The sequence below is a fragment of the Streptomyces sp. NPDC046862 genome (assembly GCF_040704615.1).
Classification (GTDB): Bacteria; Actinomycetota; Actinomycetes; order Streptomycetales; family Streptomycetaceae; genus Streptomyces.
This window is the reverse complement of the sequence record NZ_JBEYXP010000040.1, coordinates 99,024-112,818: the sequence shown is the minus strand read 5'-3', so window position 1 is coordinate 112,818 and position 13,795 is coordinate 99,024. Positions and strand designations below refer to the sequence as shown.

General features: G+C 72.3%; 13 protein-coding genes. 5 read left to right on the top strand and 8 right to left on the bottom strand.

Going from position 1 to position 13,795, the window contains the following annotated elements; all coding sequences use genetic code 11:
• The first annotated feature begins 276 nt into the window (after positions 1–276).
• On the top strand, positions 277–1,719 hold the full coding sequence (locus AB0959_RS35650) for a ubiquinol-cytochrome c reductase cytochrome b subunit (RefSeq protein ID WP_366830888.1): 1,443 nt from the start codon (positions 277–279) through the stop codon (positions 1,717–1,719).
• Here the strand turns inward: AB0959_RS35650 and AB0959_RS35645 are convergent.
• Positions 1,649–2,038 (bottom strand): cytochrome c oxidase subunit 4, encoded by a 390-nt coding sequence (locus tag AB0959_RS35645; protein ID WP_366830882.1) that lies wholly within the window; start codon positions 2,036–2,038, stop codon positions 1,649–1,651. The genes AB0959_RS35650 and AB0959_RS35645 overlap by 71 nt on opposite strands.
• The gene (gene ctaD / locus AB0959_RS35640; protein WP_366830881.1) at positions 2,035–3,708 is read right to left on the bottom strand and encodes a cytochrome c oxidase subunit I; all 1,674 of its coding nucleotides are present in this window, start codon (positions 3,706–3,708) and stop codon (positions 2,035–2,037) included. The genes AB0959_RS35645 and ctaD overlap by 4 nt, the downstream gene beginning before the upstream one ends.
• Before the next feature lie 274 nt (positions 3,709–3,982).
• Between ctaD and AB0959_RS35635 the strand changes: the two genes are divergently transcribed.
• Positions 3,983–4,348, top strand: coding sequence for a DUF6479 family protein (locus AB0959_RS35635; protein WP_366830880.1), 366 nt, complete (start codon positions 3,983–3,985; stop codon positions 4,346–4,348).
• Between the two features lie 31 nt (positions 4,349–4,379).
• On the opposite strand, the gene AB0959_RS35630 is transcribed toward AB0959_RS35635, so the two are convergent.
• The gene (locus tag AB0959_RS35630; RefSeq protein WP_366830887.1) at positions 4,380–5,363 is read right to left on the bottom strand and encodes an aldo/keto reductase; all 984 of its coding nucleotides are present in this window, start codon (positions 5,361–5,363) and stop codon (positions 4,380–4,382) included.
• Positions 5,364–5,489: 126 nt separating this feature from the next.
• Entirely contained in the window at positions 5,490–6,191 is a 702-nt protein-coding gene (locus AB0959_RS35625; RefSeq protein WP_366830879.1) for a response regulator transcription factor, read from the bottom strand.
• 195 nt (positions 6,192–6,386) lie between these two features.
• On the opposite strand from AB0959_RS35625, the gene AB0959_RS35620 reads away from it, so the two are divergent.
• Entirely contained in the window at positions 6,387–7,658 is a 1,272-nt protein-coding gene (locus AB0959_RS35620) for a histidine kinase (RefSeq protein ID WP_366830878.1), read from the top strand.
• Between the two features lie 35 nt (positions 7,659–7,693).
• On the opposite strand, the gene AB0959_RS35615 is transcribed toward AB0959_RS35620, so the two are convergent.
• The 3 genes from AB0959_RS35615 to AB0959_RS35605 all read right to left on the bottom strand — a co-directional run bounded on the left by AB0959_RS35615 (position 7,694) and on the right by AB0959_RS35605 (position 10,699).
• Positions 7,694–8,692 carry an aldo/keto reductase gene (locus AB0959_RS35615; protein WP_366830877.1) on the bottom strand — a complete coding sequence of 333 codons (999 nt, stop codon included), beginning with the start codon at positions 8,690–8,692 and terminating at the stop codon, positions 7,694–7,696.
• Between the two features lie 19 nt (positions 8,693–8,711).
• Positions 8,712–9,284, bottom strand: a complete 573-nt coding sequence (locus AB0959_RS35610) for a MarR family transcriptional regulator (protein ID WP_366830876.1) — start codon at positions 9,282–9,284, stop codon at positions 8,712–8,714.
• A 131-nt stretch (positions 9,285–9,415) separates the two neighbouring features.
• Entirely contained in the window at positions 9,416–10,699 is a 1,284-nt protein-coding gene (locus AB0959_RS35605; protein WP_366830875.1) for an amidohydrolase, read from the bottom strand.
• A gap of 8 nt (positions 10,700–10,707) precedes the next feature.
• On the opposite strand from AB0959_RS35605, the gene AB0959_RS35600 reads away from it, so the two are divergent.
• Together AB0959_RS35600 and AB0959_RS35595 are read left to right on the top strand one after the other, a co-directional pair.
• Positions 10,708–10,938: a LuxR C-terminal-related transcriptional regulator gene (locus tag AB0959_RS35600; protein ID WP_366830874.1), complete on the top strand. Its 231-nt coding sequence runs from the start codon at positions 10,708–10,710 to the stop codon at positions 10,936–10,938.
• 104 nt (positions 10,939–11,042) lie between these two features.
• Positions 11,043–11,777 carry a peptidoglycan-binding domain-containing protein gene (locus tag AB0959_RS35595; protein ID WP_366830873.1) on the top strand — a complete coding sequence of 245 codons (735 nt, stop codon included), beginning with the start codon at positions 11,043–11,045 and terminating at the stop codon, positions 11,775–11,777.
• Positions 11,778–11,832: 55 nt separating this feature from the next.
• Here the strand turns inward: AB0959_RS35595 and AB0959_RS35590 are convergent, their stop codons facing one another.
• Positions 11,833–13,743, bottom strand: a complete 1,911-nt coding sequence (locus AB0959_RS35590; RefSeq protein ID WP_366830872.1) for a phosphatase PAP2 family protein — start codon at positions 13,741–13,743, stop codon at positions 11,833–11,835.
• Between the last annotated feature and the right edge of the window lie 52 nt (positions 13,744–13,795).

Sequence of the window (13,795 nt, the reverse complement as noted above, 5' to 3'; positions counted from 1 at the left end):
ACGGCACCCGAACGAGTGCCGTCCACGGGCCGCGCGAGTGTTTCCCGGCGCCTGAGTACTCGCCCCCGCGGCTCGACGGCAAGGGATGGCGACGGACGATCCGGTCACGGGCAGGTGGAGGCGAACCGTGGAGCACCAGCGGTACGAGGAGTCCGCGGGCCGAGTCCGGGACGCGACGTGAGAGCGCCGCGCCGGACCTCGGTCGCGCGGCAGTCGCCTTCCGGAGCCGTACCCGCCGGTGAGCGGTTCGCCGACGCGGTCGACGGCCGGCTGGGGATGTACACCGCCGGCCGCGGAATGCTGCGCAAGTCCTTCCCCCACCACTGGTCGTTCTTCCTGGGCGAGATCGCGCTCTACAGCCTGATTCTGCTGCTGCTCACCGGCGTATGGCTGACGCTGTTCTTCAAACCGGACATGGGGGAGGTGGTCTACGACGGCAGCTATGTGCCCCTGCGCGGCGTGCCCATGTCGGAGGCCTTCGACTCGACCCTGCACATCAGCTTCGACGTGCGCGGCGGCCTCCTCATCCGGCAGACGCACCACTGGGCGGCCCTCGTCTTCGTCGCCGCCATCGGTCTGCACCTGCTGCGGATCTTCTTCACCGGAGCCTTTCGCCGGCCCCGTGAGGTGAACTGGGTCATCGGCGTCACCCTGTTCGTGATCACCCTCGCCGAGGGCTTCGCGGGCTACTCGCTCCCCGACGACCTGCTCTCCGGCACGGGACTCCGTATCGCCCAGGGCATCATGCTGTCCATCCCGGTTGTGGGCACGTACGTGAGCATGTTCGCGTTCGGCGCCGAGTTCCCCGGCGAGGACATCATCCCCAGGCTCTACAGCCTGCACATCCTGCTGCTGCCCGCGGCGCTGATCGCCCTCGTCACCGTGCACCTGATCCTGGTGTTCTACCTGAAGCACACCCAGTGGCGGGGCCCTGGCAGGTCCAACCGGAACGCCGTCGGCAAACCCTTCGTCCCGCAGTTCGTCGCCTCCTCCGCCGGCCTGTCCTTCATCGTCTTCGGTGTGCTCACCGTCCTCGGCGGGGTCGCCCAGATCAACCCGGTGTGGGTGTACGGGCCCTACCGGCCGGACATCGCGTCGACCGGGTCCCAACCGGACTGGTACGTGGGGTTCCTGGAGGGCGCGCTGCGGCTGGTCCCGCCCTGGGAGACGACCGTCGCCGGACACACCATCATGTGGAACGTGCTCCTGCCGGCGGTCGTCCTGCCCGGGCTGCTCTTCACGGCGCTCTACCTGTACCCGTTCGTCGAGCAGCGGCTGACGGGGGAGTGGCGCCAGGAGCAGCACCTGTGCGACCGTCCGCGGGAACGCCCCGTCCGCACCGGTCTCGGTGCCGCCGGCGTCACCTTCTACGGTGTCCTGCTGCTGGCCGGAGGCAACGACATCGTCGCCCAGACGTTCCGTATCTCGATCAACACGCTGACCGTGGTGTTGCGCACCGCCCTCGTGGTGGGGCCCATCCTCGCCTTCCTGATCACACGCCGGCTCTGTCACGCCCTGCTGGACCACGAACGCGAGCGCCTCGACAAGGGGGACGAGACCGGCGAGGTGCGGCAGACCGTGGAGGGCGGGTACGAGAGCGGTCACCGGCCCGTCGACACGTTCCGGCCCGGTGCGCCCAGGCCGCCGCTCACTCCAGGCGACGGGCGTACTGGAACGCCATCCCCAGAACGCCCCGAGCCAGCACGCCGACGCCGATGAGGAACAGCCACAGCCCGTAGACCACACCGACGGCCGTGATCGCGAAGCCGAGAGCCGTGACGATCGGCCAGGGACTGCTCGGCGGGAAGAACTCCAGCGGTCCGCTGCCCTCGGCGACCTCCGCGTCACGGCGGTCCTGCGGGCGCCGGCCCTTGCGCCGGTACTGCACCGCGCAGAAGAAGGACACCAGGGCGCCCATCAGACAGGCGACCACCAGTGCCGACGTCCCGGCGGGATCGCGGGACCACCAGCCGTACAGGGCGGCGGTGAACGCGAAGAACACGGCGACGCCGCCGAAGAGGAACGCCTCGACCTTCATCGCAGCCCCTGTTCCTTCGCCTGCTTGACGATCTCCGGATGGTGCAGCTCGAACGCGGGCGACTCGGACCGTACGCGGGGAAGGGCCACGAAGTTGTGGCGGGGCGGCGGACACGACGTCGCCCACTCCAGCCCGCGTCCGTACCCCCACGGGTCGTCCTCGGTCACGGGCCTGCCGTACCGGGAGGTGCGCCAGACGTTGTACAGGAACGGCAGCGTGGAGATGCCGAGCAGGAACGCGCCCACCGAGGACAGCGTGTTGAGGAGCGTGAAGCCGTCGGAGGGCAGGTAGTCGGCGTACCGGCGGGGCATGCCCTCCTCGCCGAGCCAGTGCTGCACGAAGAAGGTCAGCTGGAAGGCGGGGAACAGCAGCCAGAAGTGCAGCTTGCCGAGCCGCTCGTCGAGCATCTTCCCCGTCAGTTTCGGCCACCAGAAGTAGAACCCGGCGAACATCGCGAAGACCACGGTGCCGAACAGCACGTAGTGCAGGTGGGCGACGATGAAGTACGAGTCGGTGAGGTGGAAGTCGAGCGGCGGCGACGCGATGAGCACCCCACTCAGGCCGCCGAGCAGGAACGTCACCAGGAAACCCGTCGCCCACAGCATCGGCGTCTCGAACGACAGCGACCCCTTGTGCATCGTGCCGATCCACACGAAGAACTTGATCCCCGTGGGCACCGCGATCAGGAACGACATCACGGAGAAGAACGGCAGCAGCACCGCACCGGTGGCGAACATGTGGTGCGCCCACACGACCGCGGACAGCATGGTGATCAGGATGGTCGCGCCGATCAGCGGCAGGTACCCGAAGATGGGTTTGCGGGAGAACACCGGCACGATCTCCGTGATGACCCCGAAGAACGGCAGGGCGACGATGTAGACCTCCGGGTGACCGAAGAACCAGAACAGGTGCTGCCACAGGATGGCGCCCCCGTTCGCCGCGTCGAAGACGTGCGCCCCGAACTTGCGGTCCGCCTCCAGGGCCAGCAGCGTGGCGGTCAGCACCGGGAACGCCGGCAGCACGAGGACCGACGTGAACAGGATGTTCCACGTGAAGATCGGCATCCGGAACATCGTCATGCCGGGGGCGCGCAGACACATGATCGTGGTGATGAAGTTGACCGCGCCGAGCGTGGTCGACACGCCGGTCACCACCAGGCCCATCACCCACAGATCGCCGCCCGCTCCGGGGGAGTAGTAGGCGCTGTTCAGCGGCGCGTAGGCGAACCAGCCGAACGCCGCGGCACCACCCGGCACGACGAAGCCCGCGATCACCATCAGACCGCCGAACAGGTACATCCAGTACGACAGCGCGTTCAGGCGGGGGAACGCCACGTCGGGCGCGCCGATCTGCAGCGGCATCACCGCGTTCGCGAACCCCGCGAACATCGGTGTCGCGAAGAGCAGCATCATGATCGTGCCGTGGATCGTGAACAACTGGTTGTACGTCTGCTCGTTCATGAACTGCAGTCCGGGACGGGTGAGTTCGGCCCGCATCGCGATGGCCATCAGGCCGGCGAGCAGGAAGAAGCAGAAGGCCGTGACCATGTAGAGACGGCCGATCACCTTGTGATCGGTGGTGGTGGCCCAGCGCAGCAGCCTGCGGCCGAGAGGGGCGGTGGGGGCGGTCCGCCGACGGGGTGTGCGGACGCCCTCTGACAGTTCGGTCATCGTCCTCCTCCACGGGGCTCACCCGGGCCCGCCGCGCCAGGAGAGCCGTGCCGCACAGCAGGGGAGCGCCTCGCGAGTGCCCTGGCCCGTCGGAAGGAGACCGGCGGTCACCGGACCGGGACCGGCGTGGCGACGCTATCGCCGCCATCGGGGAAACCCGCCCGCGCCACGCCCCGGTGTCCGCCGTCGGAGGGGCATCCGGGCGCGGTGACCACGACGCGCCCGGACGGAGTACGCGGAGTATTCACCGCCGGGGGCGGGGTACTCGGCGCCCATGACCACGAACCAGTACGAAGCAGCCGCGACGAACGCGGGCGGTGTGATCGCGGTCCTCATCGCCGGGCTCGTCATCGTTGGCGCGCTCATCTGGGCGGTCCGGCTCGGGATGCAGGTACGGCGCCGCGAGCCCCGAACACCCCGGCGCGGCGAGCACCCCACACTGCCGGAGTCAGGGCCCGTCCACGAGACCCGGCAGATGCGGGAGCCGGACGAGGTCCCCAGGGCGGGGGCCGAGGGCGAGCGGCTCACCCCGCACCAGCTCCACTCCTCCGGGAGCAAGCGCAGCGAGGACCAGACACGCCGACGCTGGGACCCGGGGTCCAGCGGTTCGTTCGGCAGCGGTGGGCCCGGTCGGTCGTGACACCGGGCCCGGCCGCTCGTGACGCTCGGCCTCAGGGGCTCGTGGGCGCCCGATCGTCCAGCAGTCCCGCGGTGCGCAGGTCGTCCCACAGCCCCGACGGCACGGCGGCCGCGAACGAGGCCACGTTGCGCCGCACCTCATGCGCCGACCGCATGCCGAGCACGACGGAGGTGACGACCGGGTGGAACAGCGGGAACGCCATCGCGGCCTGCGGGAGCGTCACGCCGTGGGTCTCGCAGACGTCGGCCAGGAGGTGGGCCCTGCTCAGCTGTTCGGATGAGGCCGGCGCGTAGTCGTAGCGCGCACCGGAGGTGGGCCGGGGTGTGGCGAGCAGACCGGAGTTGAAGACGGACGCCGCGAGTACGGAGACACCGCGTTCGGCGCACGCCGGCAGCAGGTCGTCGAGCGCGCTGTGGTCCAGCAGAGTGTAGCGGCCGGACAGCATCACCACGTCGGCGTCGGTCTCCCGTACCAGCGTCGTCAGTTTCGCCGGGTCGTACATGCCCGCGCCGACGGCCCCCACCACGCCCTGCGAGCGGAGTTCGGCCAGTGCCGGGAACCCGTCCCGCAGCGCGCTCTCCAAGTGCTGCTCCGCGTCGTGCAGGAACAGCACGTCGACGCGATCGGCCCCCATCCGGGTGAGGGAGTCCTCGACGCTGCGCAGCACGCCGTCGCGGGAGAAGTCCCACACCCGCCGGTGTGTGGCGGGCACCTGGAAGCTCTCGTCCCGGCGGCCCGCCGGATCCTGCGGCACGAGCAGACGGCCGACCTTCGTCGAGAGCGTGAAGTCGCCGCGGGGCTTGGTCCGCAGCAGCTCGCCGATACGACGCTCGGAGTGGCCGATCCCGTAGTGCGGCGACGTGTCGAAGTAGCGGATCCCCGCGGCCCAGGCCGCCGCCAGAGCCTCCGCGGCGGTGTCGTCGTCCAGCGGCTCGAAGAGCCCGCCGAGCGGACCGCCGCCGAAACCCAGCTCCGTGACCTCGACCGCGCTGCGTCCGAGCCGATGCGTCCTCATCACGCGTTCCGGTTCCTCCCGTCGGGCCACGACATGCGACCGCCCGCCATCCTGACGGGAGCGCGTCAGAACCCCAACCGGTTTTCGGTGGTGGCCCGTTGCCGTGCCGTCTGTCCCGGCGGATCCTCAGGAACGGTCGCCCGCGTGTCCCGTCTGCCAGGCCCAGGCCGCGATCTCCACGCGGTTGCGGGCGGCGAGCTTGAGCTGGATGCTCGCGAGGTGCGTCTTCACCGTGGACAGGGAGACGAACATGGACGCGGCGATCTCGGCGTTGGTGTGGCCCAGGGCCACCAGGCGGACCACGTCGAGCTCACGGTCGGTGAGCGCCTCCCGGGGAGACGGGGCCGTGGGCGCGGCGGGCCGCGCGGGCTCCGCCGTCACGTGCTTGAGCAGCCTCACCGTGATGGACGGGGACACCAGGGAGTCACCCACGGCGGCGGCGCGCACGGCCTCGGCCAGCAGTGTGGGGCCGGAGTCCTTGAGCAGGAAGCCGCAGGCGCCGCCGCGCAGCGCGCCGTAGACGTACTCGTCCAGGTCGAACGTGGTGACCACGACCACCCGCAGCGGGTCGGCGACGTCCGGTCCGGCCAGGAGCCGCGTGGCCTCCAGACCGTCCATCCTGGGCATGCGGATGTCCAGCAGGCACACGTCGGGCCGCACCTCGCGGGCCAGCCGCACGGCCGACTCCCCGTCGGAGGCCTCGGCGACCACCGTCATGTCCGGCTGCGCGTCGAGGAAGAAACGGAAGCCGGTGCGAACCATGTCCTGGTCGTCGGCGATCAGAACGCGGATCGGAGTGCGGTCGGTGCGGTTGGTGCGGTCGGTCATGAGCGCATCATGCCTGACGGTGGCTCCCTTCCCTGCGGCGCTCCCGCAGTCGGGGTGAGGACGGCTGACCCACAGCCTCGCCCGGTGCCGGCTGCGGCCGCATCGGCCGAACGGCCGTGCCAGTGGCCCCCGACCGGCGCCGCCTCGGCCGAACGGCCGATACGGCGGACACGAGCGCTGTTTACCGTGATCCGTGTGAACCTCACGCACGACACCAAGATCGCCGCGATCCCCGAGAGTGGTCACGCCGACCGGCCGGGGCAGCAGCGGCAGCCGGGCTGCATACGCGGGGGCGGCGTCATCGCGCTGCTCCTGGCCTGCGGCGCCGACGTACTGCTGCAGGGCACCAACGACGCCCCCGTCTGGCCGCAGGTCGGCGTCGCGGCCATCGGGCTGACCGCGCTGCTGTGGCCCGCCGAGCGGAGGCCCGCGTGGCTCACCCCGCCCGTGCGGACCGGCCTGCCGGCCCTCGCGGCACTCGTGTACGTGGTGCTCCTCGTCGCGGACGGCGAGGAGGGAGGATTCGGCCCCGGCGAGGCGGCGGTGCTGCTGTGCCTGCTGACGGTCGCCGTCCGGACGTGTACGCCCAGGTGGGCGCTGGTGTGCGGGGCGCTCAACGGGATCGCCCTGCTCGCCCTGATGCTGCCCTACTTCGCCCTCGACCCCGGCGACGCCGGCGCCTTCGGGGTGCAGTTCGCTCTCCTGCTGCTCACCGGCGGCGTGGCGGGGCTGGCCGCCTACCTCCGCACCCTGGACAACCGCCGGACGATGGCCGTGACCGACACCCGCCGGGCCGAACGGCTCGCCATGGCCGCCGACCTGCACGACTTCGTCGCCCACCACGTCACCGGGATCCTGGTGCAGGCGCAGGTGGCCCGCATGATGGCCGCGACCGACCACGAAGGGCTCGACCCGGTCCTCGCGGGCATCGAGCGGGCCGCGACCGAGGCGCTCGCGTCGATGCGCCGCACGGTCGGTGTCCTGCGCGAGCACGACGACGAAACCGAGCCCGCCGACCGTCGCCCGGTCGGCGACCTGGCCGCCGTCACGGATCTGGTCGGCGGCTTCGACGGGGTCGGTGGAGTCGACGGGCGCAGGCCCGTGCTGCACCGGGACCCCGCGGTGCCGGACGACCTGCCGCACGAGGTGCAGGCCGCCGCCTTCCGGGTGGTGCAGGAGGCCCTCACGAACGTGCGCCGTCACGCCGCCGACGCCACCGAGGTCACCGTCGGCCTGCGGTACGCCGCGGGCGCCCTGGAGGTCGTGGTGCGCGACGACGGACGCGGCGGCGCCTCGCTCCCGGAAGCGGCCCGGGGCGGCGGCTTCGGCCTCGTCGGACTCACCGAGCGGGTGACCGCGCTCGGCGGCCGGCTCCAGGCCCGGCCCCGCGAGGAGGGCCGGGGCTGGGAGGTCTCGGCTGTGCTCCCCGCCGTCCCCGTCGGGAAGGTCCCGGCCGGGCGAGGGTGACGTGGCCCAGCGGCTCAGCGGCCCAGAAGCTCATGTCACGCCGTGGTGGGCGTCGGAGTCCCTTCGGGCAGCAGCCTCCTCGCCCTGACGGCCGCCCAGAAGCCCGCCGGAACCGGGTGGCGCAGATACGCGACGCTGCCGGCGACCTCCTCCGGTGAACGGGCGCCGACCACCACGCAGGCGACCGCCGGATGGCCGAAGGGGAACTGCACGGCCGCCGCCAGCGGTGGCACCCCGAAGGCGGCACACACGGCCCGCAGCTCCCGCACACGCCCCGCCAGTCCGGCGGGAACCCTGTCGTACCCGTGGGGCGCGCCCGCACGAGGGTCCGCGAGCAGTCCCGACTGGTAGACGCCCGCCGCCATGACGGCGACACCGCGCTCGGCGCACAGCGGCAGCAAGTCGTCGAGCCCCGACTGGTCGAGCAGGTTGTACCGCCCGGCGAGCAGAACGCAGTCGGGTCCCGGCGGGGCGGCGGCGCGCAGGAACGCGGCGGCGACCGGCGCGTGGTTGACACCGATCGACACCGCCCCGATGACGCCCCGCGCGCGCAGGTCGGCCAGGGCCCGGTAGGCCTCGCCGACGGCGGCCCCGAAGTCCTCGTCGGGGTCGTGGACGTGCAGCACGTCGACGCGGTCGAGCCCCAGCCGGTCCAGGCTCTCCTCGACGCAAGCCATCACCCCGGCGTACGAGTAGTCGAGGCGGGGCCCCACACCCGGCGGCGGATCCGCCCAGATCGGCTGCGTATCGGTGCCTCCCGGCTCGATGATCCGGCCGACCTTCGTGCAGAGCACGTACGCGTCGCGCGGCCTGTTCGCCAGAGCCGCGCCCGTGCGGGCCTCCGAACGGCCGTAGCCGTAGACCGGTGCCGTGTCGTAGAGCCGTATGCCCAGCTGCCAGGCCCGGTCGAGCGTGGCGGCGGCCTGTTCCTCCGGGACGGGCGCGAAGAGTCCGCCCAGGGACGCGAGGCCCAGGCCGAGACGGCTGACCCGCAGTCCGGTGCGTCCCAGCGGTACGAGATCGTCGGCTCGCACGACGGCCCCCGATCGGCTCTCAGGCCTTGGGGCGGCGTCCGCTGCGCCGCGGTGCCGGATCGGCTCCGTCCAGCAGTTCGTGCCGCCGCTCCTCGCCCCGCTCCTCGACCTGGAGCACGACCCGGCGCAGGCCCTCGGCGAGGGTCCGGCACTCCGCGTCGCTCAGCCCCGCCGTGACGAAGGCCTCCTCCTCGTTGAACGCCGGGAACACCCGCTGCATGAGGTCCTCGCCCTTGTCGGTGAGGCTCAGCAGGACCAGCCGGCCGTCGGAGGGGTGACCGGCCCGCCGCACCAGTCCCCGGGACTCCAGGGTGCGGGCCACCCCGGTCAGCGTCCCCTTGGAGATCCCCGCCTCCTCGGCGACGTGCCGTGTCTCCGACTCGCCCCACACCCAGACCACCCACAGCACCACGAAGGCCGTCCACGTCAGGTCCGAGCCGCGGAGCACGGAGTTCTCCAGGTGCTGCCGCACCGCCGACGCGGCCCGGTAGATGTTGGCCACGGCCGCCATCTGGTCCCGGCGGATCGGGAAGCCTCCCAGCTTCGCCGCGGCGAGCTTCTCGGCTTCGGTGATGGATCGCTGGCCGGGCACGGGCGCTCCTTCGGTCCACGTCGACTGCTCCGGACGACCCGTTCCACGCCGTTCCGGTCGTTCGGGATCAAATTGTACGGCGGGTCCCGCCGGTCGTCGGGCCCACGTCCCGTCCTCGCCCGGGGGCGGCCTCAGCGTTCGAAGACGACACGTCCGTCGAACACGGTGAGATCGACCTCTGCCTCGGTGACGGCGTGCGGCTCGAGGTCCAGCAGAGGCCGGTCCAGGACGCACAGGTCCGCGACCTTCCCCGGCTCGATCGTGCCCTTCCAGGTGTCGGCGAAGTCCTGCCACGCCGGGTTCGCGGTGTAGGCGCGCAGTGCCTCGGCGAGGGGCACGCACTGTTCGGGGCCGCTGGGCCTGCCGCCGGCCTTCGACTCGCGCAGCAGTATCGAGGCCACGCCCTGACGCCAGTCGGGTTCGGTGATCGGCGCGTCGGAGCTGGCGCACACCGTCACACCGGCGTCGACGGCGGACCGCACCGGCCACTGGTAGGCCGAGCGTTCGGGGCCCACGACCGCGTCCATCAGGTCCGACACGGTCCATTTGATCGCCGGGTTCATGTTGACGCCCCAGCCGTTCGCGGCCAGCCGTCGCAGGCTGTCGGCGCCGATGAAGTCGCCGTGGATGACGTAGTGCCGCGCGTCCGGCCGGCGCGCCAGGGCCTGGGCGGAGACGAACGCGTCCACCACCGTGTCGATGGCCAGGTCGCCGGTGACGTGCACCCCGAGCTGGAAGCCGGCCTCGTGGGCGATCCGGACCATCTCGTGCAGCTCGTCGACCTGCAGCGCCGGCGTGTCGCCGTGCACGCACAGCGCTCCGTGGCCGCCGTCGGCGTACGGCTCCTTCATCCAGGCCGTACGGTTCGGCGGCACCCCGTCGGCGAAGATCTTGACGCCGATCGCGCGCAGCACCCGAGGATCCGCGGACCGGGGGCGGCGCAGCTCCGCCAGGCCCTTGCGCAGGTCGTCGGCCGAGCCGCCCATGGGCGCGGGCAGCAGCAGCACACTGACGCGGGCGTCGAGTTCGCCGGCCTCGGCGAGTTCGGCGTACGCGGTCCAGTTGTCGGTGCTCAGGCCCCCGAACAGGGTTCCGGCGCCGCCGGGGCCGAGACCGGGCTCGGTGTAGCTGGTGATGCCGCGTGTGTGCAGCTCACGGATCACGTTCCGGATGGCCTGCCGACGCTGGGCGACGGTGGGAGAGGGGAGCGCCGCCTGGACGAGCCGCTGCGCGGCCTCACGCAGGATGCCGGTGGGATCCCCGGCGTGGTCCGTGTCGATGACACCGCCCGGTGGCGGCACGCTGTCCGCGTCGATGCCGCACCGGCGCAGGGCCTCGCTGTTGGCCCAGTACGCGAGCGCCGCGCCCGCCACCAGTGCGGCCCCCTGGGCCATCTGCTGCCAGAACGTCGGCACGTTCAGCAGTGTCAGCCGAGCAGGACGCCGAGAACCGAGCCGGAGCCGCCGGTGACCGGGCCATCGCCCAGGCCCTGTTCCTCTCCCCGCGCACCGTGCACAGCCATATCGAGCACCTGCTCCGCAAGACCGGCTCCGCCTCCCGTGCCGAGGCCACGGCCCTCGCCGTACGGGACGGCCTGCTGCGCCCGGCCCCCGAGCACCTCGACCGCTTCGTCGAGCGGGCGCACGTGACCTGAGCTCCCCGGGGTACACGTGCTGCCCCCGTTTGAACTCTCGGGTCGGCGGCCCCGTATCACTCCTCGGGGATGGCGGGAGACCGCTCGCACGGAAGGAGAGCAGTGTGTCGACACCGCCCGAACCGGGGCAGACGACGAGGCGTCGCCCGATCGAACCCACCTACGTCATGCGCCGCCGCCGGACGGAGGCCCTGGCGGAACTGCTGCGGGAGTTCGAGCAGGACCGCGCGCGGGCAGAGGGCCAGGAGCCCCCGCGACGCGAACCCGAGGACGACTACGAGGCCGTTCCCGTCCCGCCGACGCCCGAGCGCATCCTGCCCGACCCGGAGACCGAGGAACTCCCGCCGGTCAGGATGGGGGAGGACTTCAGCGCGGGCCCGGGCCGCGGACAGGCACGGCGGCGTGGTTCCGCACCGCGAGCGGGCGGCATGGATCTGCGCCGCGCCGCGGTCGTCGTCGGTGTGGCCGCGGCGGCCCTGATCGGCTTCGGCTGCGCACTGCTGCTGCCCGGCGGCGACTCCAGCGACGAGGCACGCCCCAGCACCCCGACGCCGACCCCGAGCGCGCCCAGCTCGGCGCCCCCCACCCGGCAGGCCGAGGACCCGGACGGACCGGGCACCCTCCGCGAGGGCGACAGCGGCCCCGAGGTCGCCGAACTCCAGCAGCGGCTGCGCAAGATCCCGAACGTGTACGACAACGGTGCGACCAGCGGCACCTACGACGCCACGCTCACCGAGGCCGTCGCCCGCTTCCAGCTCTGGTACGGCATCCGGGGCGACGAGACGGGTGTCTACGGCAACGACACCCGTCTCGACCTGGAGTCCCGGACCCAGGCCTGACGGGTCCCCCCGCCTGTCGGGTCCCAGGCCCGATGGATCCCAGGCCTGACGACCGTCAGCTCCTGGTCAGTCGTACCGACAGGCCGTGAGCCGTGAAGACCTGCTCGGCCCGCCAGCCCTCGGCGGCCACGGTGACCTCGGCGAACCGGCCCTGAAGGGACCGCGCCCCGATGACCGCCACCGTGCTGCCGGGGCGCGGGGACTGCTCGGCGTCGAACCGGACCACCAGCGAGCTGCCCCGTTCCAGGACCGCGCGACCGTCGACCACGAGGGCGGGATCCGTGCCCCGGTCGAGCGTGACGTCGAGGGCGCCGGCCTGCGCGTACCCGCCGCGCACCCGCACGGTGTGGTCGCCGGTGGCCAGCGTGCCGCCCGCCACCCGGACGTCACCGCGACCGAACGCCTCCTTCGAGCCCGCGGCCAGCACGCCCTCCTTCACGGTGGTGCCGCCCGTGTACCGGTTGGCGCCCGCCAGCGTCAGCGAGCCGCTGCCGCTCTTGACCAGGCCGCCGGGCCCGGAGATGTCATTGCGCCAGGTGTCCGCCGCGCCGAAGCCGCCGGCCGCCGCGTCCATCGTCACCCGCACGTCAGCGTCGAAGGCGCCGTAGCCGTCGGCCGCCGCGAACAGGTTCAGCCGGCCCCACTGCTCCCAGCCGTCCAGCAGCACGTACCCCGACGGCAGCGCGGTCGTCCGCAGCACCTCGCGCCGCTGCGCCGCGTCCAGGTACGGCAGCCGCGTCTCCAGCAGCACCTCCGCGCCCTTGGGCACGGTCAGCGGGGTGGAGCGGCCGTCGCGGGTGAGGACGTAGGTCAGGCGGGGCTCGACCGCGCGGGCGTTGGCGGCCCGGTCGGCGTACGGGTCGCTGTCCGTGCCCGCCGAGTGCGCGTACGCGTACAGGGTGTCGGCCGTCGTGCCCGTCCGCTGCTGGAAGTAGGCGGCGGCCTGCTTCCGTGCGGCGGCCTTGAGCTCGGCGTTCTTCGGGTCCGCCAGCGCGGCGGCGGCGAGGGCCGTGGCCATGACGCGGCCGCCCAGGACGTCGACCGTGGAGTGCATGCCCGACATGATGCGGGTGTGGCTCAGCTCGAAGGCGCGGGTCACCAGTTCCTGGAAGCGCTCGGGCACCGCGTACGCGAACGCCAGCCCGGCCAGGTGGAAGGCGTTGGTGTGGCCGCTGGGGAAGCCGCCGTCCTCCTCGCCGTTCGTGCCGCGCTGCCACAGCAGTTGCGGAGCCACGATCACGTCGGAGTCGTACACCGGGAAGCCGAGCGCGTCCTTCTCGCCGGTGTCGACGACCTCGCTGTCCTCGTTCATCCGCCACGGGCGGGGGTACTGGAAGGCGAACTTGGCCGGGTTGCCCGAGGCGAACGGGCCGCGCACGGCGTCGACCAGCCTGGCCACCTGTCCGAGGTCCGAGTCGTAACTGCCGGCGCCGAGCGCGGAACCGGCGGGCGCGTCGGCGGGCACCGCGTCGTTGATCTTGCCCGAGGGCGTGCCGTCCGGGGCGCTCGTGATGGAGGTGACCGCCTTGGCGCCCGACTTGTACAGCTCGGTGAGCGGGCCGAGCCCGGCGATCATCGCGTAACTCTGGTGCTGCCGGTCGTAGACGAACGCATCGCGGGCCTGCGCGTCCGTGCGGCCGCCCGTGACGCGCGCGCAGTAGCGCATGTTGGCGCGCAGCACCTCGGGCATGAGCGGGGTGCCCGTGTCCCACTCGGCTCCGGTCTTCCACACCTCGGCGAATCCGCCGAGCGCGCGGATCACCGCGTTGGTCTCGGGGGTGAGGTTGGAGGTGACGTTGGTGGTGTAGTCGTCGACGAAGGCCGCGGGAGCCGTGGCGGCCCGGGCCCCCGGGGCCTTCCACCACGTGGCGACGGTCGGAGCGGCGAGGAGACCCGCCGAGGCGCCGAGTGAGTTCCTCAGGAAGACACGCCGGTTGGTGGTGTGGTGCCCGGCTGATGACGGCATGCGGGTGCCGCTCCTTTCACGGTGAGCGATCTTCGAACGATCTTCGGGCAGA

What these genes read in the sequence shown, in the direction of transcription:
- AB0959_RS35650 (WP_366830888.1), top strand. Translation starts at nt 277, where the DNA reads ATGTACACCGCCGGCCGCGGAATGCTGCGCAAGTCCTTCCCCCACCAC.
- AB0959_RS35645 (WP_366830882.1), bottom strand. Translation starts at nt 2,038, where the DNA reads ATGAAGGTCGAGGCGTTCCTCTTCGGCGGCGTCGCCGTGTTCTTCGCG.
- ctaD (WP_366830881.1), bottom strand. Translation starts at nt 3,708, where the DNA reads ATGACCGAACTGTCAGAGGGCGTCCGCACACCCCGTCGGCGGACCGCC.
- AB0959_RS35635 (WP_366830880.1), top strand. Translation starts at nt 3,983, where the DNA reads ATGACCACGAACCAGTACGAAGCAGCCGCGACGAACGCGGGCGGTGTG.
- AB0959_RS35630 (WP_366830887.1), bottom strand. Translation starts at nt 5,363, where the DNA reads ATGAGGACGCATCGGCTCGGACGCAGCGCGGTCGAGGTCACGGAGCTG.
- AB0959_RS35625 (WP_366830879.1), bottom strand. Translation starts at nt 6,191, where the DNA reads ATGACCGACCGCACCAACCGCACCGACCGCACTCCGATCCGCGTTCTG.
- AB0959_RS35590 (WP_366830872.1), bottom strand. Translation starts at nt 13,743, where the DNA reads ATGCCGTCATCAGCCGGGCACCACACCACCAACCGGCGTGTCTTCCTG.